The organism is Bradyrhizobium sp. 25ACV (assembly GCF_054863005.1).
Map to the genome: position 1 here is coordinate 314,878 of NZ_JAVAYO010000009.1, position 19,884 is coordinate 334,761.

The following is a 19,884-nucleotide window of genomic DNA, read 5'->3' on the forward strand; positions in this document are numbered from 1 at the left end:
CCGTGGTTGCGGGAGGCGGGCCGCCTGCTCAGCGACCCGCCTGCCGGGACTTAGTCGATCTCTTGGACGACCGTGCGCGTCGACGGATCGACCAGCATCACGCGTTCGCCCGAGTAGACGTAACGATACCTGGTGAGCGAGGGGCCCCAATCGGCGGGCACGGCCTCGAGCTCGACCTCGCGCGGCACCGGCTGGCCGATCACGATTTTCTCTCGGATCTGCACCGAGCGCACCTTGTGTTCGGTCACGTAGGTACGGATCTTCGTGCGGTATTCCGGCTCGATCTGCACGGCGGCGGCATGGCCGGTGCCGGTGGTGGTGACGACGGTCGACTGCGCCAGCGCGCCGCTCGAGATCAGCGCAGCAGCCGCGCACGTCAGCATCAGCTTCTTCATGGGTATCTCCTCACCGCAGGACGCGGCGCTGCGAGAACCCGCGAATTGGTGACAAGGTTCCAAGATGTTGCCACTTTTTCCCGATCCGCTGCGACCTCGCAGGCCGGAATTTGGCTGAAGGCAATCGGTCGGCGTTCGCTAAGGTCGCGGTGTCGGCTGCGGCGGCGCAGCGGGTTGCTGCGAAGGTGCGGCGGGCGGCTTGGGCTGCTCCGCCGGCGCAACAGAATCTCCCCCGCCGTGTGGCACACAGGTGCCTACGTTGCTCAGCAGTCTTTTCGCCTCGAGATCGCGGGCCTTCCTGTAGTCGCTACGCCGGTCGATTCTTGCTGCGGCCACACGGTCCCAGGCATCGAACGCATCGGCGTAGTGCTGTCGCATTTGCGCTTCGGCGGACAGGCAGTCACTGAACTTGTCGAATACGAGATCGGTATTGACGGGGGCGACGCCACCGACGAGGACCACAAGCATCCATTTCATGGTGTCCGCCTACGTTCGCGCCCGCGCATCGGGAACGGTGTTATGTCGGCAAAGTTCCGGGCGGCGTCGTCACCCGGTCGCGATGGAAAAAGGCCCCAGCTCGGGGGGCGATTGGGAGCTGGGGCCATGCGTAGTCACCCTTTGGGAAGGGCACCGGGAAAACTTGGCAAGCGTGGGAATGTTCCTGCCCGATCTACGATATCAGCTTGTGCTCTAGTCTTTAGGCCAACATCTTCCACGACCAATAGACGCCTATCGCCATCTGCACTGCGAAAGCCGTGAAGCGCAGACTGACCGCGATAGGACTGCTCGAAAGGAGATGGATAATCGACTGCACGATTCGTGCGGCGAGAAACCAAGGCGCCAAGGGATCCGTAATCGCTGTCCTTGATGTCATGATCGCAATCGCCAATAGACCGCCAAAGATCGGCAGACCTTCGACGCAGTTGGCATGAGCACGGGCGAGGCGCTGCATAAACGGCGACAGTCCGGAATTATCCGGCGTGAAGCCATTGGCTGCCACATCACCCGTCACCACGAGATAAGCTCGGATGCTTTCCATGAGCACCAGCAGCAAGAGCGCCCACGAGATGAAACCTGTCAGCGCGTAGCCGGTATTGGACACTTTTCCCCTCCCAGGTCATTCCTCCCCTCTCTTTACATTAGCTGAAAGCAGTGATCTCCGCTCTGGGTCAAAGGCCGCTATTGGCAACTTGTCCGACGTTCGGGTCACCTTTGGGAAGCAGACTCCGCGGCGGATTCGACCATGGCCCGCTACGGGCCACTAGCTGACGCATTCCTACAGGGCTTCTCACTGTCTTCTCAAACTCCGGAAGCAGGAGAACTCCACCGGACGCCCGGCGGGTCACACGGTGAGACGGCGAGCCGAACGTGACGTCACATAGATGCCGAGTAGGAACGGAACCGCCGTGAGCGCTATGCTCGGCAGGAGGTCAGTGACGATCATTTTGAAGGAAGCTAGACGATGTGTGCGCTGCCAATCATTAGTCGGCAGAGCCCATACAATGATCGCAAAACTGAGCCAAAGCATAATAGCCGTCACTGCAACGCTGACGTATGTAAGCCTTCCTGAGCAGCAGGGCCGAGATGGGCACGCCAACCACCGTGGCAAGCGGCAACAGGTAAATTAGCGTGAGCACTGAGGCGTAGACGGTCCAGCCCGGTACGATTGACCAACGTTGGGTCTCTTCAAGGAGACCAGTCGAAACGCGCTTGCTGAATTCATTATATGACCAGACAAAATTACTGGCTAAATGGCCGAATGCACCGCATGCGTATCCACTGAGCAACGGCCTAACGCCGATCCGAGTAGATGTACTGCCGAGGATCACGGACCAGACGAAGAGCGAGAGCCCAAGTGCCATCCCAACGAGCAAGAAACCGGCTGATCCCATCATCCAATAGACAACCCAATCGGTCGGCACTTCGCAAACCTCTAATGAAGGAGCTCTCGGCGGCACTCGGGCAGGATTAAGTGTAGCAGGTCGCCCCACCATTGCGAGCCGGGCTTCCCGTTTGGGTCACAAGCGGCCCTCAGCGAGCATCCCCGTGAAGGTCCGCTACGGGCCAGAAGCGGAAACCGAAAACTCACTCGACCGTCCTGTCAGCGCGAGTGAGTAGCATTGGCGGCATTTCGACACCTAGCATCTTGGCTGTCTTGAGATTGATGACCAGCTCGAATTTTGTCGGCTGCTCAACAGGCACCTCGGCTATCTTTGCGCCTCGCAATAGTCTTGCGACCTGACGCGCGCATTGGTCGAAAACCGTGGTAAGGCGGGGACCATATCCCATCAGTCCGCCTTCTTCCGCCTGCTCGGGCCACTGCAGAATTGCGGGCAGGCGGCGGAGGGCCAGCCGATCGCGGATCAGGTACTGGAATTTCGATGCCAGGATCGGCGAGGCCAGCAGGTTGACGGCCCCGACCTCTTCGACCTTCAAGGCGTCAATCACACGGATGATATCTTCCTCGGATCGTGCGGCAAACGGAACGATCTCGACGCCGAGCCTCTTAGCAGCGCTTTCGAGAGTACTCATATTTGGTATCGGCAGGCGGTCGGCGAGAACAGCTATTCGACGGATTGCTGGCAGCGCTTCATGCAGCAACTCCAATCGCTTGGCGTCGAGCTGGAACGCAAAGATGGCAACACCAGTGGTGTTGCCTTCGGGATGCGGCATCGAGGCGACAAGCTTGCTGCCAAGCAAGTCGTCCGCGATCACCACGATCGGAATACGCTGCGTTGCTTTCTGTGCTGCACGACCTGCTTCGGCCCCGACCGCCATCAGCACATCTGGACTTGCCTCGACCAGCTCAACGGCCACACTGGCATAAGACACGGTAGCCACGCCTTCGCCACGGCTGTCGATCTCAACGTTTCTGCCTCTGACAAAGCCGGCTCTGTCCAGCTCATCGAAGAAGCTGAGCGGTACCGGCCCCAATGCCGCAACGCGATACCGCCGACCAGCCCGCTGTGCGCGGGCTTTGAGCGGCAACGCCGCAGCACCAGCAATCAGCGTGACGAACTCGCGCCGCTTCATGTGGACCCCGGGAGCATCTGACCGGTCTCAGTCTAGCACATAGGAGGCGAAGAGTGGCGTCGGCTCCGGATCACAAGCGAACTTTTGACCAAGCATCGATGGACGTCAGCTAGGGGTCAAAAGCGGGCCTCAGGCGGCGCCACCGTGAACGTCCGCTACCGGCCACAGCGGACATCGCAAGCGTGGCGTGGTATAGCCAATTCGCACCAATAGCTGTGACAAAGAAGATGCCACGCCCACTTACTTCCAACGAGCGAGACCTAGTCGTCTATATTCTAGGGCAGTCTTCACCTTTGCAGGGTCATTTTGGCCTCGTAGAACAAATGAACGACGGTGGGATGGGTAGCCTTCGCTTTGTCGGTAGCGCAGACCGGCGTTTGGGCAAGTGTGTTGGCGAAGTCGAATTCGATGATGCAGATGGAGTGACCGTCTCAGTCGCGCTCAATGTCGATCAGAGAGGAGAATTGTTTGAGCTCGATCTTTGGAAGGTGGACTTTTCACCACTACAGCGCATCGCGGCTGTAGCTGAACTCCGCCCCGTAACGGGTCGCCACGGAACTTCGGTCTGAGCGAAGCTCAAAGGTGTCAAAAACTCAACGTGGCGGCGCTTCGATGCTTAAGAGATAGTTCAGTTAAGGCCACAAGCTGACCAGTGCGTCCGGACACCCAATACGTTTATTCAATCACCTGATCCGCGCGGGCGAGCAATGTCGGTGGTATCACGATGCTCAAAGCATTAGCCGCTTTGACATTGATCACTAACTCGAACTTTGCCGGCTGTTGAATCGGAAGGTCGGCCGGTTTGACGCCTTTGATGATCTTATCGACGTATGCTGCGCCTCTCTTGAAGAGATCGACGAGGTCGGGGCCGTAGCTCATCAGCGCCCCCATTTCGGCAGCATCGCGATAACCGAAAATCGCCGCCAGTTTTGCCTCTCGCGCAGCATCAACGATATTACGCCGATACGTCCATAGGAGCCCTTCTGGAAACACAAGGAGCGCCTCAACGTTTCCACGAAGCGAACGGAACGCACTGTCGATCTCCTGCGCTCCGCGCACATCGTAAGCGTTGAGAATAAGCTTTTGCGATTGTGCTGCCTGCTTTACGGCTTCAAGGTAGAAACGGCTGCCAGGGTTGCCAGAATTCCAAAGCGCGCCAACTCGAGTGAGTTTAGGGGCCGCTTCGTGCAGAAGCTCGAGCATTTTTGCGTTTGTTTCCGCTGTGACCTCCAAAGAAAAGCCAGTCAAGTTGCCACCGGGATGAGAGATGCTGGCAGCTAGGCCACCTCCAACGGGATTAACGACGGCAAGGGCGACGATTGGTATCTGTGCTGTAGCTTTCTTGATGGCAACAGCTGGCGGATGACCCGCCGTGACAATCACGTCCGGCTCACTCTGAGCCAACTCGCGCGCTATGTCGTCATATTGGCTCTCTTGCCCGGCCATCCAGCGGTACTGGATAGAAATGTCGCGCCCCTCACTATAACCTAGCTCCTTCAATCCTTGCCTGAAGGACTCAGCAAGAGGGTTCGGACCAGCCGCAACTGAAAAGAAGACAACACGCCATACCTTTCCTGGTCTCTGCGCCCTAACCGATCGCGGCGCAAGCACCGTGATAATCCCACTTGTAACGAGGCCTCGTCTATCGATCATGCGACGCTCCCCCTGAAGTGCGTTACGCCTTTGCGACGGCAGGATACGCGCGTGTGCCGTTCGTGACCCGCGAATGCTCCGCTGGACTTATCGACATTCGGCGTTTGACGCCTCCATTGCGGCCAGGACTTGTTGGACTTTAGTGGTCGCATATTCGACCACCTCGCGATGGGTCATCGCCGCACCACGGCTCTTAGCCGCCGCGAAGGAGGCGTTCCCCAGCACATGACGAACGCGCGCGAGAGTATCAGGCAGTTCCTGGAAAAAACCGATCGATGGGATCATTTGAGAGAGGGCGCCACTAAGCGTGGCCGCGACCTCTGGGTTGCCCAGCCGCTCAAACAGAAGAATCAGGGTGGCGGTCGTGAGCGTTGCGAGACCGATCTCTGTTGACTGGCCCCAAATCTCGAGCATTCGCGGCAGGGTTCGCAGCGTCTTGACCGGATCGCCGCTCCGCACCTGCAACTCGGCGACGGCTGGGATGATGACGATCTCCCAGTAACGGTTACCGGAGGTCCGGGCATGCGCCAAGGCCTTCTCGAACGCGTCCAAGGCGCGGGGCGGATCGGCTTTGCTAAAGGCCCTTCCCTTGGAAAACAGCGCAGCAATCAACGAGCTTGGAGTGCGAGCGGCCGCGGTCTTGTCCACGATGTCGTCGGCGAGCGCCATCGCCTCCTCATGCGCGCCGGCCATGGCAAGATAGAAGGGAAGCGTTGCCAGGCATTGCCGCTCGCGCCGGTCCGCCGGGTGCTCGGCGCCGGCACGCGAAAATTTGACAGCCCTTTCTGCATCGCCCTCTCGAGACGCAATCATGGCCAGAATCGCGAACGCCCAGACCGGCGGATCAAAGTCGGCATTGCCGATCAGCGCTATCGCTTCCTCGGCGTAGAGCGTCGCCTCTTGAATTCGGCCCAGGTTCCACGCTCTTTTTGCTGCATAAGTCAGCAGGCCGCCGAGCCGGCGGTGGCCGACGCGCCGTGCTTCATCGACGATCTCCGTCGGCCAATTGAGAGGTTCGCTGCGCACCCGGAGGACTGCCATGCTCGGGATCCTGGATGCGATCCGGGCCGCAACATCGATATCCTCTCGGCTGCTCGCCCACCGAAACGCCGCGCGCAGATTGTCCACCTCCTGATCGAGCCAGTGATAAGCCATGAGTTGCTGTGGGCTTCGCCAAATCCTGTGGTGAGCCTCCGTGTCCTCCGCGAAAAATTGTGCATGGCGCCCCCGAAAGATCTCGGTTTCGCCCAGCATCTTGAGCCGCTCCTCGGCAAACTGTCTGATCGTTTCGAGCTGGTGATAGCGGACCGCCTTCCCGGCTCGTGTGACGCTGAGCAGAGACTTTCGCACCAACGAATCCAGGAGGTGGAGAATGTCGGCGGCATCGATGTCGCCACCGCTGCAGACGCGCTCGGCAGCCTCCAGCCTAAAACCTCCGGCAAATACCGACGCGCGCGAAAGCACGGCCTGCTCAGCTGACGACAGCAAGTCATACGACCATTCGACCGCGTGGCGCAGTGTCTGATGCCGCTTCAAGACGCGTCGCGACCCGCACGTGAGCAGCCGGAAGCGTTCATCCAGGCGATCGCGGATCTGAGTGGGAGTCAGTGCCCGGGTTCGAGCAGCTGCAAGCTCGATTGCCAGAGGGATGCCATCGAGGCGACGGCATATTTCGCAGACCGTTTCACCGTCACCATTGAGCTCGAAGTATGGTTGAACGAACCGCGCGCGCTCCACGAATAACTCCACTGCCGGCGCATCAACTCCCTCGCCGCATTCAAGTGGAAGCACCGGGTAAGTCCGCTCGCCGTCGATCATCAACGTCTCCCGGCTGGTCGCCAGCAGGCTGACATGTGGGCATGCTGACAGGATCTCGCGTGCAAGGCCGGCGATCGCATCGATCAAGTGCTCGCAGTTGTCGAGGATGAGAAGAAGGCTTCGCGTGGCAAGCGAGTTGGCGACGCTTTGCTCGATTGTTTTGCCGGCTTGCTGCGTGATGCCGAAAACGTCGGCGACAGCGTGACCGGTCGCATTGGGATCATCGAAGGCGGCAAGCTCCACCAGCCATGTGCCGTCTGGATAGTTGTCGCGCAGCTTCGCCGCAAGCTGCCGCGCGAGCCGCGTCTTGCCAATCCCGCCGGGGCCGGTCAGCGTGACCAGCCGCGCGCCGGAAAGGATTTCGCCGGCCGTGGCGAGATCAGTGTCGCGCCCCAGAAAACTCGTTGCCTCGACAGGCAGATTACTCGGTGCGCCATTGGCGTGCATCGATGGTGGAAGGCTTCTGGCCAGGCCTTCCGCGTCTGATGATTGAGCGCGGGTCCCACTGACAGGACCAAGCGGCATCAAACTGCGTACCGTTGAGGCCGTGGGCAGCGTGCGGTTCCACTCGCGCAGGATATGGCGGTGCAATGCCTTGGTCTGCGCGTCCGGCTCAATTCCCAGTTCTCTGGAGAGCAATTCGGCACAGCTGCGATATTGGCGGAGCGCCGCGCCTTGTCTGCCCTGCCGGGCGTACAGCTCCATCAGGGTGCGATGAATACGCTCTTGCAAGGGATCTGCGGCAAGCAGGCGTGTCGCAATGTGAATGCCACGCTCGATCTCACCTGCGGACAGGTGATGGTCGAGCAGCTTCGCCATGGCGTGCAAGGCGAGTTCACGGAACCGCTGACGTTCCGCCGCTCCCCAATTATCAAACTCCGGCGCCGATATCTGAAAGCCCTCGAGGAATTCGCCGCGATAGAGTCCGACGGCACGCTCCAGGTTCTCCACCCCCGATTTCGCGATAAGATATTCGAACAATTTTGCGTCGATCTCCAGCGCGGCCGACGCAAGGCTGATCGTGTCCTCGTGAGCAATCAAGGCATCGGGACAGGCGCGTGACAAGGCCTTGCGCAAAATGCTCAGCGCCTGTCGCAAGCTGTCGCGGGCCTGCGCCTCGCTGTGGTCACCCCATAACAGAGCGGCAAGCTTTGGTCGCGCCTGTGCTTCACCTGCGTGCAATGCCAGATAGGCCAGCAGGGCTGTCGTCTTTTTGGTGGCCAATGGAATGGGCTCTCCGGTGTCCATCTGGAGCCGGAAACTGCCGAGAAGTGCGAGGTTTGCCTTCGCCATATCCGCCGGCCCTTTGCTCAGGGTGCAAAAAAGCACCCGGTCCGACGATTTTGCGAATTTATCACGCTGGCCCCGACAGGTCCATTGCGGCGGGCCAGTAGTCTGATTGTGAGGTCAGGGCCACCTACCAGATGGAGATGACTATGTGGAATCGCTTTGGGATCGCAGCCGCCGCAGCTCTCGTGATGGGAACAGTCGGGGCCAACGCGGCGGAACTGCCAACGTATGAAGTGATGGGCTTTCCGATCACGCCGCACCAGTTCGTGACGTTGGGGCCGGCCAACGCTCAGCAGGAGACATCTGCAGCTGGCGTGTCGGCTCCGGTCTTGGCGCCGCGCCAAGGGGCTCGCGATGAGCAGATTGCCAGCAACGGGGAACGCGCGATCACAGCGCTGGCCCTCTCCCCAGTTGTTGCGATCGAGCCTGCGCGGTAGCTGACGCTGTCGCGCGGCGTCTTGCCTCCAGCTGCCGCCGCGCGGCAGTCCGCGCTATCGCCGCACTCCTGGCCCGCGGGCGACCGTCGCCCGCGGGCCAGACGTGACCGTGGCCGTCGAACGGGATGGTCAAGACGTGTTCGCTGCCGTCACAAAGCGGCCCTCAGCGGACGTCACGAATGCGCGCGGGCAACATGTTGGATGTCAGCCGTGTCGGTGACGTACACCACGGTCCGAAAATTTCGCCGCGACGCATCCCCGGACCGCGAAGCGGCCAACTCGCAAGCTCATGATCCACTCGGTCGATTGCATCACTCGCCCGGAGCGATCGCGTTGCTCGGCGTCGGCCGGTCGGTGATCTGCTGGCCGAACAGGCTGCCGATCAGTTCGACCGCCGTGCGCGCGGTCCGGCCACGCTCGTCCAGGAAGGGATTGAGCTCGACGATATCGACCGATCCCACCACGCCGGAATCGTGCAACAGCTCCATGATCAGGTGTGCCTCGCGATAGGTCGCTCCGCCCGGCACCGTGGTGCCGACGCCCGGCGCCACGCAGGGATCGAGGAAGTCGACGTCGAAGCTGACATGCAGCACGCCGTTGCTCGCCTTGACCCGCTCGATGACGCGCCGGATCAGGACTGCGACGCCGAACTCGTCGATCTCACGCATGTCGACCACCCTGATCCGGCGCGCGCGCATCAGCTCCTTTTCGAGCTTGTCGACCGAACGCGCGCCGAACAAATCGAGCCTATCAGGGGTGATCGAAGCGCGCGGATCGTCGCCGAGCAGGCCGTCGAGGCCGGGCTCGCCGCACAGGAACGCGGCCGACATGCCGTGCATGTTCGCGGTGATCGTCGTCTGCGGCGTGTTATAGTCGGCATGGGCATCGAGCCAGAGCACGAACAGCTCGCGTCCACGCTCCTGCCAATGACGCGCCATGGCGTTGACCGATCCCATGGACAGCGTGTGATCGCCGCCAAGGAAGATCGGCAGCGCACCGGCCTTCGCAATCTCATAGCCTTTGCGGCTCAGAACGCGCGTCCAGCGCTGGATCTCGCGGTAGTGATTGGCCCGCGCCGGCGGCCTGTCGGTAAGGTCCCCGACTTCGGCCACGGAAAGATCGCCGTAGTCGGCAACCTCAAAATCCAGGCTTTCGAGCACTGTCGCAAGGCCTGCGGTGCGCAGCGCCGCGGGGCCCATCAAGGTGCCGCGCTGCGAAGCCCCCATGTCGATGGGAGCGCCGAGCAAGGCGATGCGCCGGCCTCGATCCGCCACGGTCCGATCGGTCACGGCTGTCTCCTGACATCAACGAGCTACCGCCAGCCTAACAGAGATTCGCACCCGTCGTTTCCCGGGGAAGGTCCGCCACGATCGTCCTATCGTCCGGAACAAAATCCCGCGCGCTGAATTGCCCATCCAAGGCCGGCACCCGCCGTAAACCACGGCGCCTGTCGCGGATAGCCAAAGGTCATCAAGACCCGCTGTTCAGAACGAGCGCTCGCGCGGATAGCCAAAGGTGCCGGCCCATCGTCAGGTCTGGAGGTCGCGCACTTGAGCACGGAGATATCGCAATCCACCTCGCAACCAGGCATGGCCGAACGTGCTATCGATACCGCGGCGGACGTCTCCCGCACGGTGGGTGAAGTCGCCGGCGGCCTGCACGCAGCGGTCGATCGTCTCACCTCTGCAATCGAGCAAGCACGAAAGCCCGGCGGAGCGCTCGCGACCGTCGCAGCGATCACGCGCGAGGCGCCGCTTTCGAGCCTGTTCGTCGCTTTCCTTTTCGGCGTCGCGGTCGCTCGGCGGCGATAGAACGAAGCCGCCCTGCTCATGCAGCGCTGGCCGCGTCGAGCTCGGCCGCCAGGAATTGCTTTTCGAACGCCTCGGCCGGCATCGGACGGCCGAAGAAATAACCCTGTCCTTCCGCGCATCCCATGCTGACCAGGAAGTCGGCAGTCGCGCGGTTCTCGATGCCTTCCGCTACGACCGTGAGGCCGAGCTGCTTGCTGAGGCCGATGGTCGAGCCGACGATCGCAGCATCGTCGGAATCGGCCAGCAGATCGAGCACGAACGAGCGGTCGATCTTGAGCCCGTCGAGCGGAAACTTCTTCAGATAGCTGAGGCTCGCATAACCGGTGCCGAAATCGTCGAACAGGACGCGCACCCCGAGCTCCTGAATTCGCTTGAACATGTCGAGCACGCGGAGTTCGTCATGGATCAGGATGTCTTCGGTCACCTCGATCTCGAGCAGTGACGGGGTAAGCCCGGTCGCTTCGAGCAACGCCGCAACCGAATGCGCGAGATCGCCGGAGTGAAGCTGCGAGGGCGACAGGTTGATGGCGACGCGCACGCCGTTGCCGGACATTTCCCAGTGACGCGCCTGACGGCAGGCGGTCTCCATCACCCAGTTCGCGATCCGCTCTGACAGTGCCGAGGTGTTGACCACCGGCATGAACTCTCCGGGCGAGACGTAGCCGCGCACCGGATGCCGCCACCGGATGAGCGCTTCGGCCCCGACAAGGCTCCCGTCGATCAGACGAACCTGGGGCTGGTAGAACAGCTCGAACTCGCCGCGATCCGCCGCAAGCGCCAACTCGCTCTCCAGCGTCAGCCGGTTCTCCAGCTCCTGCCTGATCGCAGCCTCGAAGAGCACATGGCTGCCGCGCCGCGTCGTCTTGGCCTTGCTCAACGCCAGATGAGCATTGCTGAGAAGTTCGTCGGCGCCCTGTCCGCCTTCGCCGTAGACCGCGACGCCGAGGCTGATCCTGACGCGATGCTGGCGCGTGCCCGTCGCGAGCGGTGTTTCGAATGCACGCGCGATCCGCTCGGCGAACTTCGCGATCGGCTCACCGCCATCTGCGGCTTCCCGCGCAATGGCGAATTCATCTCCGCCGAGCCGGGCGACGATCGCCCGATCTCCGGCCTGCGCCTCCAGGCGAATGGCGACCGCCTGCAGCACCAGATCTCCCGCCGAATGCCCCAGCATGTCGTTGATGCCCTGGAAGCCGTCGAGCCCGATGACGAGCAACGCGACTTCGCGGGGCCGTCGCTCTGCATTCGCAATCATGCCGGCCAGTCCGGCATGCAGCATGTTGCGATTGGCAAGACCGGTCAGCGCGTCATGTTCGGCGAGATATTTGACGCGTTCGGCTTCGCGCTTGCGGACCGAAATGTCGCGCAGGATCGCACCGTACTGAAAGCCGTCCGTTCCCTGCCAGCCCGAGAAGCTCGCCTCGACGGCGAAGGTTTCGCCGTTCTTGCGCCGGCCCTCGAACTCGACGACGACCGCCCCGCCCGGAACCAGCAGCGCCTGGCGCGCGGCGTCATGCATGGATGATCTTGCATCACCGTCCGCCGCCACCGCGCATAGCGTTTCGAACGGACGGCCGATCATCTCGGCCGGCGCGTAGCCGAAGATCGCGCTCGCGCCGGGATTCCAGACCGTGATCCGGTGATCCTCGTCGGTGCAGACGAGACCATCACCAAGCGACATCGCGATGCGGTGAAAGCGGCTCTCGGCGATGCGTCCCAGGAGGCTACGGAAATCGATTTCGTCCAGCGCGATCGCGGCCAGATAGGCGACGATCGCGATGTGGAATAGCGATGTGTCGATGACGAGGGGCCATCTTGCCTGCACGAGGGCCGCGACCAGCTCGATAGCCAACCCGGAGGCGATCAGGACCGCGACGCGAATTCCTGGCGCGAGGCGGCGCCACGAATACATCATCAGCAGGCAGATCACGCCCAGGCCCAGGATCATGCCGATATCGGATGTCCAGTGCAGCATCCGGCCCTGGAGGATCGATTCTGCCGCAAGCGCCTGGAGCACCGGCCCCGAGACGAGCCTGCTGTTGGGAACGCTGAACCGGTCACCGAGCTCGAGCGCGGTGGCACCGACAATGATCTTCTTGCCTCTCACCTTGTCGAGAGCAGCAGTATCACCGCGCAGCGCGTCGACATAAGAGACGCTCGGAATGGAGGTTGCACGAATGCTGAAGTCGATCAGGAAGGGCGGCCGCCGGTTGGCGTCCTGCCCGGCCAGCACGACGGCCATCGACGGCATCAAGGCATCGCCGAGCTTCTCGCCGAACGGATAGCGGCGAACGAGTCCGTCGGATTCGACCGCGACGTTGACGACGGCCGGCCACGACTGGTTGCTGAAACCCTTCAGGGGGCGATTGATGTGCGCCGTGCCGCCATTCGGCGTCGGCTGCTTGAAGGACGGCAGGATTGTCGAGCCGCCGACATCGCGTAGCGCCTTGACGAAGGCCTCGTCGGACGCCGGATCGGACGGCGTGCTGAAATCGACGTCGAAGGCAATGTCCCCCGCGCCCGCCGCCTCGAGCCTGCGCAACAGCTCCGCGTGGAGCCGGCGCGGCCACGGCCACACCCCGATCTGATCGATGGACGGTGCGTCGATGGCCACCACGACGACATTGCCGCTGGCCGCACGCGATTGCCAGCTAAATCGCAGATCGGTAAGCGCGTTGCGAAGCGCACTATGCCATCCCGTGGACAGCACGATCGCAAGCGCGATCACAACGAGAATATGCGGCCGATAACGTTTCACCCGATCCTCCCGCGCACCCGCTTCAACGGATGCGCCCCCTCATCCCCTAGGAAACCGCCTCAGCGCCTGTTGTGGCCGTAGGCATTGCCATGGCCGTTGCTGCCGCTATTCCCGTTGCCGTTGCCGTTGTTGCCCCTGCCGTTGCCGGTGGCACCATTGTTGCCGTTGTTCCCGCTATTTCCGTTATTGCCGTTATTACCGTTGCCGTTGTTGCCGGAATTGCCGTTGCCGCCGGAGTTTCCGTTATTGACGCCGGGGCTGTCGCTGGATGCGCCGGCTGCCGCGATCGCCGCATTCGCAGCCGACGCGCTGCTGCCGGCAGCTGCACCGCTGGTCGTTGCCGCAGTCTGGACTGAGCTGTTGGATGCCGGCGTATTGGTTTTGCCATCGCTCCAGACCGTCGCGGTGTCGGCGTGGGCGTTCGCGTTGCGCACCTGTCCGGGAGCAACCGCGCCGTGGGCGAGCCCATTCGTGACCTTGTGGACATTCAGCTTGACCTCGCCGAGCGAGCTCGAGATGCGCACGACGCCGGCCTTGGAAACATGACCTCCAGCCGCCTGATGCGACGGCTTCGGCGCGCCAGCCGCCTTGGCCCCCTTGTCGATCGGACCGAGCGCATGGATCGCATGGCCGCTCGCGGCATTGCGCGGCGCCGACAGGCCCGATTTCGGGACGGGGACACGCTCGATCGTCGAGGCGCGCGGCTTGCCATGCTCGATCGGATTGAACGTCCCCGCGCCGCTCAAGCTGAGACCAGGCTTGCCGTGCTCAAACACGGTGGCCGCTTGTCCCGGCATGACCTGGGCAATCTGTCCCGTCTTGAAGTCGGAGACTTCGACCTGGCCGCGGAGCACGCCGACCTTGGTGCTGCCAGCCCCCACCGTGACGCTGAACTGCGTTCCCTTGACCACGGCGGCGAGATAGGGCGTCTCGACCTCGAAATGCTTGACGTTGCGCTTCTCGACCTCGAGCAGGATCGATCCCGCCCGCTGGATGATCGTGGTCGAGAGCCCCTCCTTCTTCTCCGAGGGCAAGCCGACCACGGAGTTGGGAGAGATCAGAATGGTTTCCTCGCCGCGGACGAGCAGCACCCGGCCATTGCGTCCGGTGCGGATGGTATTGCCAGGCTTGAGCGTCTCTTCCCGGTTCAGCGACACCGGTTGCGCGCCCTCGGTCGCGATCCACACCTCACCGGTGGCCTTGCTGACCGACCAGACGCCATCCTCCGCGGCGAACGCAGCGGAAGCCGTTCCAAGGGTCAGCGCCGCCACGAAGGCACACCGCATTCCAATTCTGCCAAGCATGATGATCCTCAGTCCGCGTTACAGCCGGGGCTGAGGGGGTATCCGAAAATCACTCAAGAGAGGATTAGCGGCAAGCGGCCAGTGGAGTGGCAGCATTAACCAATCATTGACCATAAAAAACTATGAAAAATCATGCGGATAACGAACCCTTACCGCCCCATCGCAAAGTCTCCGTCAAACTACGGAGGCAGATTCGCGACGTGCGTCGAGCGGCGGCATCTCATTACCGCGTTCGCAGTGCTGGTATCGATCTTTGCGGGAGTTTCCCAGGCGTTCGCACAACAGGCGAACCAGCCGGGTTTCGATCCGCGCCAGCCCGAGAAATATTTCGATAACCAAGCCGAGCGGGAATCGCTGAGCCGGCCTCCGGTCCGGCTTCCGAACGTCGGACAGCCCAACACCGGCGGCGATACCAAACTGCAATTCGTGCTGCGGGGCATCGACGTCAGCGGCGCACACACCGTGTCCCAAGATCGGATCGCCACGACCTATCAGCCCTATCTCGGCAAGCAGGTCTCACAGGCGGATCTCGCCGCGATCGCCGGCGCGATCAGCGATCTCTACCGCGCCGACGGCTTCCATCTGAGCCGGGCCATCGTGCCGCCGCAGGACATTGCCGACGGCCGGGTGCGGATCCAGGTGATCGAAGGCGCCATCGTGCAGGTCGAGCTAAAAGGCGACGGCGCCGAGCAGTTCGGCGTAAGGCCGATGCTCGGGCCGGTTCTGGCCGAGCATCCGTCGCGTCTCCCGACCCTCGAACGCCAGCTCTTCCTCATCAACGGCAGGTCGGGGGTTCGGATCACCGACACCGCACTGGAGGAGATCGGTGGCGCCACCGGCCGCTTCCGTCTCACAGTCGTTTTGAAGACCTGGCACGTCTTCTCCTCGTTCGGCCTGGACGATCTCGGATCTTCCTCGGTCGGCCCGTGGCAGAGCTACGCGACCGGCGCGTTCAACTCCTACCTCACGCCCGGCGACACGCTGGCGGTCAACCTGTCGACCATTGCCAACGATCCTCGCCAGCTCGGCTTTGCGCGGCTGTCCTACGACACGCCCGTCGGCGTCGACGGCGTACGCCTCGGCGCTTCCGTCCTGTACAGCGCGGTCCGGCCGGGCGATGCCCGCCGCCTCGACAGCGACGTCACCACGACAGAGGCGTTCGAGCTGCGCGCCAGCATCGTCCCGCTGCAATCGCAATCCTCCACGTTCACGCTGACTGCGGCGACGACCTTCAGCAACGTGTCCGAGCACGACCTCTACGGCCCTTGGTACAATGACCATATCAGGACCGCGAGCCTCACCGCCGACTACCGGCTGCAGGATCGCTTCGGCGGCACCAATCTTGCGACGCTGACCTACCGCCAAGGCCTCGACATCTTTGGCGCCTCGCATTTCGACGACGACCTCTTGTCGCGCGACGGCGCATCCTCGAACTTCTCGGTGCTGAACCTCTGGTTCACGCGCTACCAGACGCTCAACGATACCTGGTCGCTCAAGCTCTCCGCGGCGAGCCAGACGGCATCGCGGCCGCTGTTCACCTCGCAGCAATTCTATCTCGGCGGCGCGGCCTTCGGCCGGGGCTATGGCGCAGCCGAGATCAGCGGCGACAACGGCCTTGCCGGCTCGCTCGAACTGCGCTTCGACCAGAAGCTCAATTTCCGCTACTGGACCGGCTATCAGCTCTACGCCTTTGGCGACGCCGGCGCCGTCTGGAACGACGGTTACCGCCTGAGTGACGGCCTGTCGCTCACATCGGCCGGAGCCGGTGTGCGCTTCTTCCTGCCAGACGATCTCCAGGCCGATCTCGGCGTGGCGGTGCCCTTGAGCTACCGGGCACCGGACAACGAGCGCCGCAGCCCCCGCTTCCTGTTCACCCTGTCGAGCGCGTTCCGGCTCTGCCCCGAACGCGGCAAGTCCGGCTGTCTGTAGTCACCCCGTCGTTCGCGCGATGAGCCTGGCATGCGGTCCTTTTTGCGGGCTTGCTCACAGACTTGCCTAAATTTAATCCCGTAAGCTGCTCACGATCGCTCGATCCGGGAGTTCCCAATGACCATGTTCAGTCAAATGTGATTTGAGATGAAACCATGAAGAGGGTGTCTGCAATCCTGGCGTTTCTCTGCGTCCTCGGCGTCGGGGAATATTTCGTCGTTAGTCGGTTCGCGATCCGCCATGAGACTTTGGCGCTGTTCGACGCCTCGCGGCAGCGGCCGATCTCGGTCGACGTGGCGGTGCGGCGCGACTACGAGACCAAGGCGAATCTCGGCCTCTGGAAGCTCCCGCTCGCCATCATCAGCAACGGCAACACCGTCAAGGCCACCGAATACTCCTTCCTTGCCAACGTGCTCGCCGCGCGCGGCTATCTGGTTGCCAGCATTCAGCAGGACCTGCCGAGCGATCCGCCATTGATGACCCATGTCGGTCAGCAATATGTCGGCCGGCGCGAGGTCTATATCCGCTGCGAAGCCAACATTCTTTTCGTGCTGGACAAGCTGAAAAAGCAACAGGAGAACGTCGACTACGACCACGTCACCCTCGTCGGCCACTCCAATGGCGGCGATGTCTCCATGTATGTTGCCCATCAGCACCCGGAGCTGGTGTCGAAGGTGATCACGCTGGACAATCTGCGGGTGCCCTTCGTGGTCAGCGACGGCATGAAGATCCTGTCGTTCCGGTCGAAGGACCCGCATTTCGTGACCGATCCCGGGGTGCTGCCGACGCCGGAAGAAGCCAAGGCGCGCGGTATCGACATCGTTCACACCGGCGCGCAGCACACGGAAATGAGCGATCGCGGTCCCAACGCGGTCAAGGAGAAGATCCAGGAAACGCTCGACCGCTTCCTGCGCGACAGCGCCAGCAGCGCGCTCGCGCCGGCTGATACGAAAACCCCGATGATCATGAATCCGGGCGACTATTAGCCGGGAACGCTTTGCGGCAGATCAAGGCGGCTCCGAGGCGCCGGGATAAAAGGGCGATATAGCCTCGGAGAGACACGTGTCGCACTACATTGAAAGTCTGGATACGAGAAATCTCGATATGAGAAGTCTCGACACGAGAAGTCTTGACACGAGAAGTCTTGGCCTGCCCGCGGCGAGGATGCCGGCTTTCCTACGGCATCTCTATCGTTCGACCCGCAAGCTGCTGCGGTCGATCATCGCCCGGATTGATCTCTCGCAATTTCCGGGATCGTGCTGCGGATAGGCATGGCGGCCGCTAATCGATGCATGAAGGTTACCCTATGCACCAGCATTTGAGACGATTTTTCCTGCTGCTTGCCGTAACCTCGAGCTTCGGCACATCGTCCGCTCTCGCGGCCAATGCCGATCACGGTGCGGACCTCGCCAAACGCTGGTGCGCAAGCTGCCATGTCGTCGCGAACGGCCAGACCCAGGCGAGTGCCGACGTCCCCTCCTTTGCCTCCATTGCGCGCAGGCCCGACTTCAGTCCGGAGAGGCTCGCCTTCTTCCTGCTTGATCCCCATCCGAAGATGCCGAATTTTCCCCTGAGCCGAACCGAAGCCGGCGACATCGCGGCCTACATCGCATCCCTGCGCTAGAGCATGATCCGGAAAAGTGCGCAGCGGCTTTCCGAAAGGATCATGGCTTAAACAACACGCGCTTTAGTCGCGCGCCGAGCACGACGCTGCCACAAATGCAAATCCCTACCGGTGGGCCGACAGGGATCAGCAGAAGGGATGACGGACGACGAATGTGGTCGTTCGGCGGCCTGTCATCGACCTACGGTGCGCGCGCAGAGAATCAGGACTTCCCTTTGCCCGATTGCATGAGACTGCCGGTCATCTGGCGCATGTGATCTCCGGCGCTGGTGAACTGGCTGCGCAGAAAATCAGACTGGATCCGCATCGCTTCCTGAAGGTCGGTGGCATGAACCAGCTTGCGCGCATGCTCGAAGGCCGACTTCATGTTCTGCTCAGTGAAAACCAGTGCCTGCTTCGACACCTCCGTCCCCGGTCCTGGAACGGACGACATCGATTTGGTGGCGGCGTCGAAAAACATGCCGAATGCTTTCTCCGCCTGATCAATTGTCTTCTCGGCCAGGTCGCGCAGTTCGGCCGGAACTTCGAGCTTCGGTTCGATCATGGTCGACTCCTCCCATTTTCCCAATTGAATACCACACTTGCCGGATCGCCTTCCAGCGGCCAGCCGCGTGGAAACGTCGCCGGCGGTCCGGCTCCGGCGGGAAAATGAAAGAGACGGCGTAAGGCCGGCGCGTGGCCGGGTTCAGGACAAGGGGTGCTCGGGCAGAATTTCTTCGGTGGCGAGGTCTTCGACCAGCTTGATGACCTCGAAACGCTGTCGTGGCGCGAGCTTCAGGAACGCGCGGAGCAGGCGCAGGCTTTCGACCGTGCCGCTTGCGGGCGCGCCGAGCTTGAGGTGCAGTTCAGCCGCGAAATTGAGGTTTTTCATCTCGCACCTATGACAAGCATCGGCTTCGTGACCCGCTCAAGAACCGAACGCCAAGACGCCATAACAGGACCTATGGCCACGAACTCTCGGCCGGGTGGCCCCGGCAGGTTACACGCCGAACGACATGTCCAAACGACCGGCCAACCATCTGGTTGCAATTATGTCAAGGAACAACCCGTCCGGCAAGCCCAACAGTGGTCATAGCGATGCTTCGTCTGCATCGCACCACGGCAATTCCGGATAACAGGTATATCGACCGCCGTCACCCACCTGCGTCAAGAAGCGTCATCAATCACACACACAGCCCTGATCGCCGTCAATCGGCACAACGTTTCCGCTTGTTTCCGACATGAACGGACATTCGGCTACGAATGAGCGCTTTTGAGCGCCTACACGTAATTGTTGAGTGCGGCCTCGGCGGTTGTATTAACGGCGAAATCACGATCGCTCTCGCAAGCCGGATATGTTTCCGCCCGTGAACCGTTGTCCATGAACGAACGACCAAGCCGTTGCGACACGGCCACGCAGACAACGGGCGCCATGGCTGAAAACCCTTCGATTCGGGCGCGCCTCAGCACCAAAGGACGACGGCATGCTTTCTCGCTGCGATCTCATCAAGGGCGCCGCGGTCGCGCTTTTCACCCTCTCGATACAAGGCGCATGAGCGCAGGAGACCAAGATGAACCTGTTCAAGATCGTCACCATCAAGGACGAGATCGTCGTCGGGTTGTCGGCGGAGGAGCTTCAGGCGCTCGGCGGCAATGATGCGAGCGCGGTTGCGCACGCGCTGGCGCAGAAGGGCGATCTCACGGTCTGGCAATATAACGTGCATCGCGGCCCGAACGGCGAATTGCAGCAGGCACCGACCGCCAGGATCGGGCTTTTGGCCAACGCCTCGCTCCGCGTCGAACCCTATTCGACGCCCTACCAGATCGAGCCGCATCCGTGAGCGGCTGACCGG

General features: G+C 62.0%; 18 protein-coding genes. 7 read left to right on the top strand and 11 right to left on the bottom strand.

Annotation, left to right across the window (positions count from 1 at the left end; genetic code table 11):
- Positions 1-50 precede the first annotated feature (50 nt).
- The 4 genes from RAD04_RS22650 to RAD04_RS22665 form a co-directional block, all read right to left on the bottom strand.
- A complete protein-coding gene (locus RAD04_RS22650; RefSeq protein ID WP_461625532.1) occupies positions 51-395 on the bottom strand; it encodes a DUF1236 domain-containing protein in 345 nt (114 codons plus the stop codon).
- 138 nt (positions 396-533) lie between these two features.
- On the bottom strand, positions 534-872 hold the full coding sequence (locus RAD04_RS22655; RefSeq protein WP_461625533.1) for a hypothetical protein: 339 nt from the start codon (positions 870-872) through the stop codon (positions 534-536).
- Between the two features lie 220 nt (positions 873-1,092).
- Entirely contained in the window at positions 1,093-1,497 is a 405-nt protein-coding gene (locus RAD04_RS22660) for an MAPEG family protein (protein ID WP_461620795.1), read from the bottom strand.
- Positions 1,498-2,480: 983 nt separating this feature from the next.
- Positions 2,481-3,428 carry an ABC transporter substrate-binding protein gene (locus RAD04_RS22665; protein WP_461625534.1) on the bottom strand — a complete coding sequence of 316 codons (948 nt, stop codon included), beginning with the start codon at positions 3,426-3,428 and terminating at the stop codon, positions 2,481-2,483.
- A gap of 227 nt (positions 3,429-3,655) precedes the next feature.
- Here RAD04_RS22665 and RAD04_RS22670 point away from each other — a divergent pair, with 227 nt between their 5' ends.
- A complete protein-coding gene (locus RAD04_RS22670) occupies positions 3,656-3,997 on the top strand; it encodes a DUF6984 family protein (protein ID WP_461625535.1) in 342 nt (113 codons plus the stop codon).
- Between the two features lie 106 nt (positions 3,998-4,103).
- Here RAD04_RS22670 and RAD04_RS22675 read toward each other — a convergent pair whose 3' ends face one another.
- Positions 4,104-5,081 (bottom strand): ABC transporter substrate-binding protein, encoded by a 978-nt coding sequence (locus RAD04_RS22675; RefSeq protein WP_461625536.1) that lies wholly within the window; start codon positions 5,079-5,081, stop codon positions 4,104-4,106.
- A gap of 87 nt (positions 5,082-5,168) precedes the next feature.
- Positions 5,169-8,192: an AfsR/SARP family transcriptional regulator gene (locus RAD04_RS22680; protein ID WP_461625537.1), complete on the bottom strand. Its 3,024-nt coding sequence runs from the start codon at positions 8,190-8,192 to the stop codon at positions 5,169-5,171.
- 143 nt (positions 8,193-8,335) lie between these two features.
- Here RAD04_RS22680 and RAD04_RS22685 point away from each other — a divergent pair, with 143 nt between their 5' ends.
- The gene (locus RAD04_RS22685; protein ID WP_461625538.1) at positions 8,336-8,626 is read left to right on the top strand and encodes a hypothetical protein; all 291 of its coding nucleotides are present in this window, start codon (positions 8,336-8,338) and stop codon (positions 8,624-8,626) included.
- A 311-nt stretch (positions 8,627-8,937) separates the two neighbouring features.
- Here the strand turns inward: RAD04_RS22685 and rocF are convergent, their stop codons facing one another.
- On the bottom strand, positions 8,938-9,915 hold the full coding sequence (gene rocF / locus RAD04_RS22690) for an arginase (RefSeq protein ID WP_461625539.1): 978 nt from the start codon (positions 9,913-9,915) through the stop codon (positions 8,938-8,940).
- Between the two features lie 261 nt (positions 9,916-10,176).
- Between rocF and RAD04_RS22695 the strand changes: the two genes are divergently transcribed.
- Positions 10,177-10,437, top strand: a complete 261-nt coding sequence (locus RAD04_RS22695; protein WP_461625540.1) for a hypothetical protein — start codon at positions 10,177-10,179, stop codon at positions 10,435-10,437.
- A gap of 16 nt (positions 10,438-10,453) precedes the next feature.
- On the opposite strand, the gene RAD04_RS22700 is transcribed toward RAD04_RS22695, so the two are convergent.
- Positions 10,454-13,195, bottom strand: coding sequence for an EAL domain-containing protein (locus RAD04_RS22700; protein ID WP_461625541.1), 2,742 nt, complete (start codon positions 13,193-13,195; stop codon positions 10,454-10,456).
- Positions 13,196-13,254: 59 nt separating this feature from the next.
- Entirely contained in the window at positions 13,255-14,499 is a 1,245-nt protein-coding gene (locus tag RAD04_RS22705; protein WP_461625542.1) for a FecR family protein, read from the bottom strand.
- A 132-nt stretch (positions 14,500-14,631) separates the two neighbouring features.
- Between RAD04_RS22705 and RAD04_RS22710 the strand changes: the two genes are divergently transcribed.
- The 3 genes from RAD04_RS22710 (at position 14,632) to RAD04_RS22720 (ending at position 18,052) form a co-directional block, all read left to right on the top strand.
- A complete protein-coding gene (locus tag RAD04_RS22710) occupies positions 14,632-16,428 on the top strand; it encodes a ShlB/FhaC/HecB family hemolysin secretion/activation protein (protein WP_461625543.1) in 1,797 nt (598 codons plus the stop codon).
- A gap of 155 nt (positions 16,429-16,583) precedes the next feature.
- Positions 16,584-17,414, top strand: a complete 831-nt coding sequence (locus tag RAD04_RS22715; protein ID WP_461625544.1) for an alpha/beta fold hydrolase — start codon at positions 16,584-16,586, stop codon at positions 17,412-17,414.
- Positions 17,415-17,734: 320 nt separating this feature from the next.
- A complete protein-coding gene (locus RAD04_RS22720) occupies positions 17,735-18,052 on the top strand; it encodes a c-type cytochrome (RefSeq protein ID WP_461625545.1) in 318 nt (105 codons plus the stop codon).
- 202 nt (positions 18,053-18,254) lie between these two features.
- Here RAD04_RS22720 and RAD04_RS22725 read toward each other — a convergent pair whose 3' ends face one another.
- Positions 18,255-18,596, bottom strand: coding sequence for a phasin (locus RAD04_RS22725; protein WP_018319170.1), 342 nt, complete (start codon positions 18,594-18,596; stop codon positions 18,255-18,257).
- 141 nt (positions 18,597-18,737) lie between these two features.
- Positions 18,738-18,923 carry a hypothetical protein gene (locus RAD04_RS22730; RefSeq protein ID WP_028142638.1) on the bottom strand — a complete coding sequence of 62 codons (186 nt, stop codon included), beginning with the start codon at positions 18,921-18,923 and terminating at the stop codon, positions 18,738-18,740.
- Positions 18,924-19,602: 679 nt separating this feature from the next.
- On the opposite strand from RAD04_RS22730, the gene RAD04_RS22735 reads away from it, so the two are divergent.
- Positions 19,603-19,872 carry a hypothetical protein gene (locus RAD04_RS22735; RefSeq protein WP_461625546.1) on the top strand — a complete coding sequence of 90 codons (270 nt, stop codon included), beginning with the start codon at positions 19,603-19,605 and terminating at the stop codon, positions 19,870-19,872.
- Positions 19,873-19,884 lie beyond the last annotated feature (12 nt).